Origin of the sequence: Flavobacterium sp. RNTU_13, assembly GCF_046614455.1 — a bacterium.
Lineage (GTDB): Bacteria > Bacteroidota > Bacteroidia > Flavobacteriales > Flavobacteriaceae > Flavobacterium.
On the sequence record NZ_JBKJHB010000002.1, the window covers coordinates 31,264 to 44,205 of the forward strand.

At 32.9% G+C, this 12,942-nt stretch carries 8 protein-coding genes and 1 pseudogene; 2 read left to right on the forward strand and 7 right to left on the reverse strand.

Features of this window, described 5'->3' with window-relative positions:
• Nucleotides 1–160: 160 nt before the first annotated feature.
• The 4 genes from ACLI08_RS05200 to ACLI08_RS05215 form a co-directional block, all read right to left on the reverse strand.
• On the reverse strand, nucleotides 161–859 hold the full coding sequence (locus ACLI08_RS05200; RefSeq protein WP_411427410.1) for an STING domain-containing protein: 699 nt from the start codon (nucleotides 857–859) through the stop codon (nucleotides 161–163).
• A gap of 10 nt (nucleotides 860–869) precedes the next feature.
• Entirely contained in the window at nucleotides 870–1,973 is a 1,104-nt protein-coding gene (locus ACLI08_RS05205; RefSeq protein ID WP_411427411.1) for a hypothetical protein, read from the reverse strand.
• A 57-nt stretch (nucleotides 1,974–2,030) separates the two neighbouring features.
• The gene (locus ACLI08_RS05210) at nucleotides 2,031–2,255 is read right to left on the reverse strand and encodes a DUF2188 domain-containing protein (protein ID WP_411428003.1); all 225 of its coding nucleotides are present in this window, start codon (nucleotides 2,253–2,255) and stop codon (nucleotides 2,031–2,033) included.
• A gap of 257 nt (nucleotides 2,256–2,512) precedes the next feature.
• Nucleotides 2,513–5,287, reverse strand: a complete 2,775-nt coding sequence (locus ACLI08_RS05215) for a hypothetical protein (protein ID WP_411427412.1) — start codon at nucleotides 5,285–5,287, stop codon at nucleotides 2,513–2,515.
• 441 nt (nucleotides 5,288–5,728) lie between these two features.
• Here ACLI08_RS05215 and ACLI08_RS05220 point away from each other — a divergent pair.
• Nucleotides 5,729–6,408, forward strand: a pseudogene (locus tag ACLI08_RS05220) (DNA polymerase III subunit alpha); the annotation flags it as partial.
• 133 nt (nucleotides 6,409–6,541) lie between these two features.
• Here ACLI08_RS05220 and ACLI08_RS05225 read toward each other — a convergent pair.
• Both ACLI08_RS05225 and ACLI08_RS05230 read right to left on the reverse strand, forming a co-directional pair.
• The gene (locus ACLI08_RS05225) at nucleotides 6,542–9,691 is read right to left on the reverse strand and encodes a helicase-related protein (RefSeq protein ID WP_411427413.1); all 3,150 of its coding nucleotides are present in this window, start codon (nucleotides 9,689–9,691) and stop codon (nucleotides 6,542–6,544) included.
• A gap of 299 nt (nucleotides 9,692–9,990) precedes the next feature.
• Nucleotides 9,991–10,302, reverse strand: coding sequence for a helix-turn-helix transcriptional regulator (locus ACLI08_RS05230; protein WP_411427414.1), 312 nt, complete (start codon nucleotides 10,300–10,302; stop codon nucleotides 9,991–9,993).
• Between the two features lie 323 nt (nucleotides 10,303–10,625).
• Here ACLI08_RS05230 and ACLI08_RS05235 point away from each other — a divergent pair, with 323 nt between their 5' ends.
• Entirely contained in the window at nucleotides 10,626–11,726 is a 1,101-nt protein-coding gene (locus tag ACLI08_RS05235; RefSeq protein WP_411427415.1) for a hypothetical protein, read from the forward strand.
• 413 nt (nucleotides 11,727–12,139) lie between these two features.
• Here ACLI08_RS05235 and ACLI08_RS05240 read toward each other — a convergent pair whose 3' ends face one another.
• On the reverse strand, nucleotides 12,140–12,745 hold the full coding sequence (locus ACLI08_RS05240) for a hypothetical protein (protein WP_411427416.1): 606 nt from the start codon (nucleotides 12,743–12,745) through the stop codon (nucleotides 12,140–12,142).
• Nucleotides 12,746–12,942: the final 197 nt, after the last annotated feature.

Below are 12,942 nucleotides of genomic sequence, written 5' to 3' on the forward strand. Positions count from 1 at the left end.
TGTCCATGAACTGGTGCTGTACATCTTGCCATATTTTAATGTTTTAATTATTATTTAAGGTTAGAGGTCTTGTTTATTTGAAGCCATTCCGTCAAGATAAACTTTAATCCGGTTAGTATTCGAAACTCTTAGTTTCGGAAGCTTTAATATGTGCAAGTAATTAACCGAAAACTTTAAGATTAAAATCACAGTACTTGATATATTGCTTAATTCTATTTTTAATCAATAAATCGTCTAAAGTATCATAGAATTCACCAACCAATTTTTCTGCCAAATCTTTTTTCTGTTTATCAGAATGCCTATTAGATTTAGTCTCAAGCTTATAATCTATATAATTAAATAATGATAGTAGTGTATTAGGGAAATCAAAATATGTTTGGTTAGAACCCTTACTAATAGTCAATATATCTCTTGCCCTGGCTTGTTTAAGATTTAGCTTTACCTCTGACAATTGAAAACTTTTATTAATCAAATCCGCTTTCATCAGGTCAATCTTCTTATCAGTTAGGTCATCAATATCATGTGCTTTATATAAGCATATTTTTGGCTTGACCACTCCATCCTCTTTAAGCTGCGTAATTACCGGCAATAAGAAGTTATATATATATCCATGAGCTAATACAACAGCTGGAGAGTATTCATTTTCTTCGAGTAATTTTCTATGCAGTTGATTTAACGATAGCGCCAATGGTGAAACACAAGCTAAAATAGCCTCAAAATCGAAATCACTAAGGGCATTTACCTTCATTTTTAGCACCCATAATAATAAGAGTAAAATGGTGCAGACATTCAGTATAAAACCTACTATCTTAAGAAGTATTAGGTGTCGCTTTGCCCAATTCAGAATAGCTTTCTTCATAGTTTCCATATTAACCAATTAGTAAACGTTGAATATGAATATCCGCTAAGACAGCATCTATTAAATTGTACAACACCCTAACCTCCCTTAGTTTTTTATCAGTGTCCTTTTCAAACACCTTTTCGGTACCATCGACAGATCTTAAATTCTGCATATAACCTGCATCATTTAAGATACGATATAATTGTTTATGTAAAATCGACGCTAAGTCCAAATAGTGTGAAAAACGATAAGATTCTTTATCTATATCATAGCAAATAGCATTGATGTGAAAGCTCTTAATTAAACAAGTATCATTATCTATATCTGGAGAATCAAATTTTAAATTTTTCAAAAACCTAATCATGTTTTTGAGTCGTCCGTTTACATATATGTCTTGTTCATTTATCCTTTTTATACTCCAAAAAGGGTAATCTACGGGCATCACACTATCACTGTCCTTATTATATATTTGTATACCTCGTCTATACTTCTTGTTGCTTTTCATATAGTCTACACCTTTGTAGTAAGCAGCTGTTACGACATCAACATCACGCTCAGGGTTTGTTACTTTTACAGCAATAGATTTAGCACCAGATACATCAACAGTTTTATATTCTGATGTTAAAACTTCTTCTGCATTCAGTCTTACTTTTCTTAAATCAGAAATTTGACTCCCTTCGTAACGACTGAAGTTATCCTTATGTTTCTTTAAATTTGTATGTTCTTCCGGCTTCAATAGAGAAGGTGAAGATAAGGCTTTATCAAGCCCTACATGATCCATTCCCTTTGAGAGAGATGTCAATTGTACTAAATCAATATCATGATCTTTAATTATGTGAGTATTTGTCATAACAGAGCCTTGATACTCATAATCCACTGTACTTTTATGCTTTTTTAAAAGGTGAGCTTTAACTTTTTCAGCTGCGACTTTACTATTCATTGTGTACGTCTGATTTACAGCCATCATCGCTTTCTTAATGTACATTGCCCCCTTTGATTCCAAAACCTTTTGGCTTTCAAATAATGCAGATGGCGGCGCATCAGCTGAAAACATAACAGTTCTTTGTGTATAAGCGTCAGGATTTATTCTATTTTCAATTCCTTTAATTAATTCATCGTAATTTCTATTCATATTCTTAAATTTAAGTTGTAGAAAACAACAGGCTCAGTAGAGCCTGTTGCTCTTAATTTATCCTTTAGGAGGGTGTGGGTCATTCCCATAACTGTCCCTTTGCCTAATTTGGCCATTTGGCCTGTGGATGAATAGCTCTGACTGCTGATTTTTAGCGATTTCTCTTGCTACAGAAATTGCTTCCTTCTGTGTGTCAGTAACTTTAGTAACTTTACTGTTACCTGCACCTCTGACAGCAAAGCCGTCTTTGTGTGGAACTACGTGCTGGTTTTTACCTGGCATGTTGTTAGATATTAGGTTAACCCTCAAAATTTTTACGGATTAGAGAGTTTTTGCCGGAGACCTGCTGAACCTTTTAAGAATATATTAAAGAGAAGTTAGTTGTACATTAACATTGAAACAATATCTTTGTACGTGAATTACTGGATAACACTCGATTTATCGAGGCAAGTCTCAACTTGTATCCCTTCTATTGGGCTTCAAGAAACTGGTACTTTCTTGGAGCCTTTAATATACCTTACTACTGATATTACTTACTACTACATCATATCATTACTTTGTTTAGAATTAGACATTTCTTCTTTTCTATAATCAAAAACTTTATTAATGATTTCGTTCACAGTTTCTCTAAATTCTGCTCCGGGTTTAAGATATTCGTTTGGAAATTCATCTTTCATAAAATTCATCAAACTGAAATAAACTGGTCTCAGCATGCTTTTATAACTGAAATCTTTATTGCTAAACATACTATAAAGCACGCCATATTGCTCTTTAGCCATTAACATAATAAAAATTGTGGTTAGGTCGTTTATTATATTATCAACAAATCTTTCGTCACTTTTGCGGGATTCAATTTTATTAGCAACAATAGTTCCGATATGTTGTAATTTATCAACTGCTGCTTTCAAATTATTACTCCATATAAGAATCTTTATATAAGTTAACTCTATGGCAATTTCTCCATGAATCTTCTGCTGATATTTTTTAAACAATTTCAAGATAAAAGTCTTACGGTCGTTACGCTTATCTGTCAATATACATTCTCCAAGACACATAAGAGCAGAGAGTTTACCCCATTTAATAGCGCTTATAAAATATTCCTCACCTTTTAACCAATCATCACCTTCACAATAAAAATGTCCTAACAAATGTGCTGACTCAGCATCTTTTCGTTCATAGCCCTGAAACAAATAATATTCTGCCTGCTTAATATTGTCTTCTTTCAAGTACAATCTTGCAAGATGGTGATAAGCTTTAGTGTATCCTTTATCAATAGCCTCTTCAAGTAACATTCTTGCAGTCAACAAGTCGGGTTCCTCTTTAGTAATATATATCGTAGCAAGATTAACGTAAGCCTTCAGATCACCCTGATTAATTACTTCATGCAACAAAGCTATCGCTTTATCAGTTTGCAATTGTTTATGATAAATCAACGCTAAGTTTATTTTTAAGCTTTTAAATGTATTTCCGTTAGCGATTGCTTCCTGCAGCAATTTGGCACTATTATCCAGCCTACCGCTATTGTAATAAACAGCTGCTAAAGAATTATAACATTTATCTACACCGTTATTTATTCCCGACAGGAAATAATCTTCAGCCTCTTCAAGATTTCCATTATTGTAACTGATAGTACCAAGATGATAATATGCTTCCCATATTTGGTCGCTAATAGCCAGCTTATAATATTGAATTGATTTATTATAATGCGACTGGGTTTCATATAAACCTGCTATCTGCATTGCTAAATCTCCACTTGGCTTAATATCATACAATCTTACTAATAGATCAACGCTTTTATCTAAATCGCCCTTCATATAATAAACCCAACTGGCAATATCATAATATTTTTCCACAGGGTTAAGTCCATTAAGTACCTCGATAGCTTCATCAAATTTCTTATCTTCCACTAACCCCCTTAAAGAGTCATATATCACCGATCTTGATAATTTTAATTCTTTTATCTTGTGCAAAGGAAGAATGGACTTAGTGGTTTTATATATATCATATTTAACATGCCCCGGCACATTAGCACAGGATAAAAACACGTTACCCATATCTAAGGCTGCGCCAACATCATACTGGCCATTTTTGAGGTTCTTAATATGCTCATTTATATGATTTGACAATTCTGTTTGGTCACACCATACATCATAAAATCGGACTAACCAGACAACATCTGCTCTTTCATGGTTTCGACCAAACCTCATTAAATACCAAATGTTGAGAAAACGGTCTTTAAGTCTATACAAATTATTTTTCGTTTTTGTAGGTACTATTTCAATCACTTGGTTTTTTTCAAGTACATTTAAAATAGATGATATTTGTTTCCCTTCGATACCTGTTTTTACAGACATTTCCTTCGTAGATATCGCATCCCAATTCCTTGCAATGCTGTCTATTACCCTCTGTTGTTGAGGTGATAATTGGTCTAATTCAGCCTTATATAAAAATGTAATATCATCTAATAATTTGTATAAATCAATTATAGCCTTCCCATTTTCGTTATCTAAAAATATCTGAAACAAATATGAGATTATCCTCGGATTTCCACCTGTTAATCTTCTAAGAGACTCTAATCGCTTAGGGTGATTTGTGATAATAATTTTTATTTTTTCCAGTTGCTTAAACTGCCCAGCAAGTTGGTATAAAAGTTTTGAACTTTCTGTTTTAGACAATCCCCTTAACTCTATTATTTCGAAAAAGTCGTGAAATAATTCTTTGGGACTGCTAACACTTTCGAAGTACACAGTAGATGAACATATTAAGCGTACAGGAGATGAATCAACAAGAACCGATTTAAATCTGGCTTGCCCCTCCTTACCTAATTTTTTGAAGAAAACATCAATATTTTCTATAAAGAGTGTTACTGTCTTGCCGGTTGCTAACAATCTATTTTGTAGAATCTCAAAGGCTTTGGCTTCTCTTTCCGAATATGCTAAATTTATAGTTGAAATTTCTTCCGGCAGAGTATCAAACCCAGGAAATTCTTCAAGGTAATCAGCCACACCTTGCCATAGGCTATACAAGTCAAGCAAGTTATACTGTTCTTCACTAAACATGATAGGGATAACAGTAGCCATAAGCTTTGCATCATCTTCAAATGCATATTTTAGGCGATACAGCAATGTTGTCTTGCCTGCACCACGTTGACCAATAATTAAATAGTTCTCATGTCTAAATCCCTTTGATGTCCTAACTTCTTTATAAATTCTATTAAACACACCAGTTCTTACAACAAAGCCACCAACCAAACTCTCTTTTGTTTTGTTACCAGTATTGTTCCTTAAAAGCACTGAAGTATCTATATCTACCATAATAACATTTTTTACATTGCAAAACTACGCAAAAAATTATAAAAAAACAAATATTTGACACTTTTTTTAAAGCTAAGTTCCAATTCAGGGTTGATAGTTTATGTTAAATCATTTAATATCAGTATTTTAAAAAAATAAATATTTATTATTTAATTAATTTCACGAGTTTTATATCTCTCCTCAACTCCGTAACAATCTCATTTAGCGTCTGTGTACTCCAATCATCAGCTTCAAACTCTTTTGTTGAGAGGCTACCTGCAAATTTCAATACCTCAAGAACATCAGAAAACTTGACACAGTAAGTTTTATACGCCTTGTTATCTGAACTAAGGAACACAATATTCTTATTGAACGCGTGTACTCGCTTATAAACTATACCTTCATCCTTCGTTAGTAGCACGTATGTACAGCCAGCCTTAATATCGGTTTTATTTTCCACATATCCCTGTTGGTATTGAAGGATTACAGACGCTTATTTTTATTGGTGCATTCCGCTTTACTGGAAAAACAAAGAATGAGCTGCTTGTAATAGCCCGTATGCTGCTTGTGAACTACAAGCCTGAAAACCGCATCCTGCAACTACTTAAAGAACCTGCAAAGGAATACAAGCTGCCCGTGTTGGAACGCTCAGTATTTGAAGATGCCTTTGATGAAATAGAACTACTTGGTTTTCCTGTATCTTGTTGCCCCTTCAGCTTGTTACAAACAAAATATAGAGGGAGTATAATGGCAAAAGACCTCACAAGCCACCACAAGCAAACGGTGAAGATGCTGGCTTACCTTATATCTCGCAAGCACGTGCCTACCAAGCGAGGTGAAATGTACTTTGGCACATGAATAGACTATGAAGGCAATTATTTTGACACTGCCCATTTTCCCGATTGTTTGGAACACTATCCGTTTCAGGGTGGCAGCTGTTATTTGTTACTGGGTATTGTTGAGGTTGATTACCACTTCCCAGCCATAACAATGCACAAGATGGCAAAGATGCCTTTTACACTTAACACAGAAAGGCAGTATTATGCCTACGGCAAATGCGTGAAGATGCTTCAATGACGCATAGAGCGCCGTACCCGCAAGCGCATGAGATAGGCTTGCCCCGTTTTAAGATGAAAACCTAAAGTGTACGCCGATATTATTGCCTGGGTCGGTACTTGGTTCGGCTGGGTTTTGATTTTGGCTGTACAGTTCTAAATGAAAAGGTTGTCCACAAAGATACTTTCTGAATGTGGAACTAATTAAGGTTATTAAAATTTAGACTCTTTGCCCTAAAAAATATTCTTCAATGAAATTCCATCTTTCTTCTGAAGACATTGTAGATGAGAAGAATTCTTGCATCAATGCTACACCTGATATGTGTCGATTCCTCACATCAGCTAATAAGATATTTTTGTAATTCGTATTAATCACTTGCCTAAGCCTGAAAGGATCATTAATACGTACGAATATTTTTGGATTCTCGCCTCCAGTAACTGAATATGTTCCGATTTCAAAAACCTCAATTATCTGGCCAATTTTTGAATATAACTTCTTTTGTGCCGAATCACGAGATAAGTATTTTTCTATTGATCGCTTATTTTGAAATTGGGTATTAATTGTTCTTCTTATATTCGATATAATTTGCGTTACAGCTCCATCAACAATTCTATACTTCAATCGATCATCAAACTTTTTTGATTGCAAGAAATTTGAATTTTCTGCTACATCAGCAACTGTAAGATTTAAGTTATCTCTTTGACTAAACATCGGTAAAATGAATTCAGAAATTCTTTCAGCTATCTCTCTTTCCATACCATTTCTTACTAATGCAAGCATAAATTGTTCTTTTTCGAAAAAGCCAGCTTGGTTAGCTAAGGCCATTGAAATTCTATTAAAGTAATCCTGAATAATTGTTTGTGTTTTTGCGAGATTATCATTTAAAGATATATTAATCCTAATTTTAGGCTCCAACTCAATATCGGCAAAAAGGGTATTTTTAAAAAAGTCCCGTTTAAGGAGGGCAAAGGACTTGTCCCTAAAGTTCTGTTCCCAAATACGATCTAACTCTAATATAATTATCGATCTATAATGTTGTTTTAATCCTTCATATTCTACTATTCGGTAACAGTCTTCTTTTAGTAGTTTTTTTATAGATTCAACCTTATCATTGCTAATACTTGCGAAAACTGTTGCAAATAAATTTTTAGGCCTGGCAATGATTACAGGGATACGGTTGTACTTAATGTTTAAATCTTTTTCAATTAACATCAACGCATTTTTTAAGGAATTTTGTAAGTTCTCACCTGTTGTACCAGGAAATATGTGTCCAAATTCATCTGAATTTATTAAATGATTTTGTTTTTCACCATCTTCATAGAGCCTATAAATTCTATTCATTACTTCTCTTAGCTGCCAATCAAATGTTCGATTTAGACCATGAAGTACATTGATAAATTGAAAATCTCTAGTGCTAAAATCGACAGATGCAATGCCCTGCAAATCATCTCGTCTCGCAAGTCTTCCTATTTCCTGAATGTAATCAGTTAATAGTCCTGTGGGAGCTAAATGGTACACTTGGGTAATATCGCTTACGTCAATTCCCATTCCAAAAGCTTTTGTTGCAATCATACTTATGGAGGAATTGTTTTTAAAATGCTCATATGAGCGATCTCTAATACTTTGATTCAATCCACTATGAAAAGGGAAAACTTCTAAATTACTTTCTCGAGCTCTGTTAATTACTTCATCAACTTGTGAAGTAAAAGGGCAATATACAATTGTCTTCTTATTTGCGGATTCAAATTCTCTTAATCTCTCCACTGTGCGGTTTACTTTTTGAGTTTGTAAGTTACCATCAATTACTACATGATTTATATCAAAAGTAATATCATCTCTTTTCGCATAACCTATATATTTTTTCGCATAATGCATTTGTAAACTTTTCAAAGTTTCAAAGACAACATCATGTCTACTTCCATATGGTGCAGTAGCTGTTACCGCAACAACAACAAATTTCAGATTTTTACCTTCATTATCTTTTCCATATTTTCTTATTTTGCTAATATGATAACCAAGATACCAGTAATCGACCCTAAAATCTCTTCCCCAAGTAGTTACAGTATGAGCTTCATCTACAATGTATAATCCTAATTTTCGTCTTCCTAGAAAATAGCTAATATCATAAGATAATAACAATTCTGGAGCTAAGTACAGTATGTCTATATCTCCTTTATGAATATCCTGTAAAATTTCGTCTCTTTCAATTACAGTGATGTCGGAATTAATAAATGCAACTTTATTATAGTTAGCTTTTTCTTGTAGTTGTTTAACTTGGTCAACCATCAATGCTTTTAATGGAGTAACTACAATACTTATAGTATTATATTTTTCACCTAGATAGATTGCGGGTAATTGAAATAATAGTGATTTACCTGCCCCAGTTGGAGCAGTAAGAAAAACGTCTTGAATATTTTTGTTTCTGAGATTACCATTTTCGTATTCATCAATAATTGCTTCAACTACTTCAGCTTGACTAATTTCAATAATATCTTTTGTTAAATCTGGGTCAGCATAGATTTTCAAAGTTCTAAATGAATCTGAATTCCAATGTTTTTTAAGCAAAATATTAAGTTCTTCTCTTGAAGCTTTGGAAAGGTCGAAAACAATTCTTTTTAGAGTGTATGTTATATTTAGTTGGTCAAAATAATCTAATATGATAGAAAGCTGTTCAGAAGCTTTTAAGTCAGTTTTTAAGACGTTGTCAACTAATATATTTATTGGATTATAATCCTGTCGGACAATATCAATAACTTTCTTTATATAATCCCTGTTTTCAAAGTTATAGACAAAATCAGTAATTGAAATTTCGTTTTCGTTAATAGTTGTAAATTCATTAATATTAAATTCTTTTGCTGAAAAGATGTGTAATATACGAGCATTCTTCATTAATAAACCATCTCGATATTGAACGAAAGTCGCATTGTCAATAACAATTGAAGAAGCAAAAATTTCATGGTATTCCTCTTCGTCTAATTCTTCGCCCTGTTCATTTAAATCCTCAATATTTTGAATTGATGTATCTAAATTATTATTATGGAATTCATAAATGCTAAAATCGATTATTTTAATATCAGATACTATTCCAATATCTTTTGCTAATTTAAATCCATATATCAGGGCTTCATATGAAATTAATCTCGCATTTACTCCATTAGAAGAAAGTTCTGTAATCAATTTTATTTTTGCATCTCTAGAAAATAGTTGAGTACTGTCTATTTTGTCTTCACTCCAATAGGAATAGTCGATAAATTTTTCCTTTAAATTACTCGGTACTTCCGACAACTTGATACCTTTAAAAGTTATGATTGAATTTAACTCCTGATTTTGATCAAATGCTTTTTGAATTAATGGGGTTAATTTCGACATTGTAGATTAGGAGATTTATAGTAAGACAAATTAACATTTGGTGTGCATGTTTCGTCCAGGGACTAAATATTATATAAGCACAACATCAATCATTTTCAAATTATAATTTAATATATTGTTAAGAACAAATATAACAATTTGAGAATTTTACCAATAGGTAATTTTACCTATTTTTCTTTCACAGGTATTTCTCTATACTCCACATTCACTTAAGTTTACCCTTTCATTTCATTCCTTTTACCTCCCGCCTCAACTCCTTAACAATTTCTTTTAAGGTCTGCGTACTCCAATCATTCGCCTCAAACTCTTTTGTTCAAAAGGCTACAGGCAAATTTCCATACCTCAATGACATCAGTAAACTTAACACCATAGGTTTTATACGCCTTGTTATCTGAACTAAGAAACACGATATTTTTATTGAACGCATGTACCCGCTTATAAACGATGCCCTCATCCTTAGTCAATAGCACGTATGTACTGCCTGCCTTGATATCGGCTTTATTTTCCATATATTCACCGATTACAAACGACCCTTCACGATGCGGAGGCATTGAGTCACCTTCGATGGGAAAAGCCCTGTATTTGCCTTTATTTAAAAATGGCAGGCTCATTTGGTCTAACTTTTCAATAAACTCAGGGTCGCTATACCTAAGTATACGACTGGTTTTGTTGAGGCTATACCAATAAATATTTTTCGTTTTTCTTGCCAACAACAGAATGTGACAAGATTAAAGATAAAAAAAGCAAATAATGTCATTTCAGGCTTTGTCTTATTGCTTTAAATATCTATGTGTGATCAAGGTCAGTTTTGATACCCTATACATGGAGTGAAACGAATTATTTTTTGCAAATTACTTACTCTAAGAATACCTATTGTTAGGTATTGTATATAATTTTTTTAAGCCCTAATTTAACATCTGCAAATCTTATTAATATGAAAACTAATATTTTATACTTATTATTACTAAGCTCCATCTTATTAGGATGTTCAAAAAACAATCTCTATTTTGGACATAAAATTACCCCAAAAGATATTTTTGGAACAAACAAAAAAGATTTTAAATTAAATACAGCGGATCAATATCCTGAAGTTAAGATACCGATTCCACAAGACAGTATTTTTAACATACTAGGTAAAATATATTCTATACAAAATCCTTACCAGCCAACTTCTTTTTTGTTATCAGAAAATGATCTTGATTCTGCAAATTTACTTGATAGTATTAATTATCTCTATTACAAGAGATGTGGTATAACAAAAATACGGAAGCAGTTTGGTCTCAATAAATACTTGGATACAATTTCAAGCCTTTTAAGTGACCAACCTACATCGGTTAATATCAAAAAATTTAAGGTTAAAATAAATTCAAAAGGATACGAAAAGTATAATGTTGCATTAAAAGAAACTAGGTATGGAATATTTTATGGAACTCAATTAGATTACTCAGATAGTTTAAGAACAAATTTTAAATCAGATATTAAACTTGTGTTAGATACTCTAAAAGTAAACGGAAATGAACTCTCATCAAACCTTAAAGATTCAATTGTTAATGATGCTGTAAAAAGTTTTAAATCCAATCTTCTTTTTTTTCAAGTAGAACTCAACGATGAATATATAAGAGATGTCAAGCTACAAATTGAAGAGTTTAGAAATAGACTTCAAACAAAAAGTAAAGACTACAGAAAATTAAACATCTACAAAACAGATGTTTTTTATCGCGATTTACTTGATTTTTTATCTGACCAGAATAGTTTAGGAATTATTTCTTATGCTTACGTGCTGAGCACAAGTAGAAAATCAGCAACTATTAAAGACCGTGTACATGATTTGGCTTTAACTCTTAAGGCAAAATATAATATTGAGCTTAATGCCTCTATTCAAGCTAGTATCTCTGAAAAATTAAGCCGATATAGACATATAGAAAAAGATATTGATTATAAGACCATTTATTATGTAATAGGATATGGCATAACAAACAAACTGGAAATTTCATTTAAGGCTCAAAAAAAAATATTTCGACTATTGTGCTCCTAAAACGCATCTGCTTCAGCTTAGCTAGGAAGATACAGGCAAATAGAATCCTTTACCGACCATTCTTTTTGTAAAGCGTATTCTGCCTCTTATGCTGTGGAAAGTTACCAAAGCCTCTACCTAAAGGTATATTACCCTGTTGAGTTTATGGTTTCTGTCATTAATAACTAAGGCAGCTTTTACAGGACAGAAGTGTATGTACACGAAAGGCAGTATGATGCACACAGGCAAATACGTGAATATGTTTCAATTACCCATAGAGCGCCGTACCCGCAAGCGCATGAGATAGGCTTGCCCCGTTTTAAGATGAAAACCTAAAGTGTAGACCGATATTATTGATTAGGTCGGTATTTGGGTCGGCTGGGTTTTAATTTCGACTGTATAGACCTAATTTTAATTCATGACTAAAGTGACATTTATTTCCTAAAGCCTTTTAGAATGAACGCTACAATTTCATCCCTGTGTTTTGATAAAACTCTTCGGTATGCATATGAACGGGTTCCTGTAACCATTTCAATAGCATCCCCGGCAATAATAGGGTATGAAGCCAAAGACATAATATACATAAGGACATGCAAAGCATCAGTGGCAATAAAATTTCCTTGCGCAACCTGCCTCTCAAGCTCATTTACGAAAGGCTTTAAATCAAGACTTGCTTTTTGTCGGAACCTTTTTAATGTTTCGATTTCCAATAAGTCATATTCTTTACCAATAAAAGAAACAAGGTTAGGGTGTTTCTTTGCCTTGGTCATGCAATGCATTACAAGCATTTTAATTTTCACATCGAAAGCACCATCTTCAGATTTAAAAATCTTAAAGATGTTTGATGTTAATATATCCAATGCATGCTCAACCGCCAAAACACGCAGCTCTTCAAATTTATAGTGGTTTTGCAACTGGGTGCGGTTTATACCTGCCTGCTTTGCAATATTAGTTAGATTAGGCTTTTCATTGCTTTCAGCTAACACATAATATGCAGCCGCTTTCAGATTTTCAATTTCAAATTCTTTAGGTCTTGCCATGGCATAATATTTTTATTGACACAAATGTCAGAAATAAACACTGAATTTACAACAGATGTCTTTAATATTTTAAAAACAGTCGATTTGAGCAATCATTTAGATGAGAAATATAATTATGTACTTCAGGTGTCTAAAAATGTCTTAAATGGCCTGCGAATGTCTCTGAAACCTTTAAAGCGTACCAAGTAGAAACCATG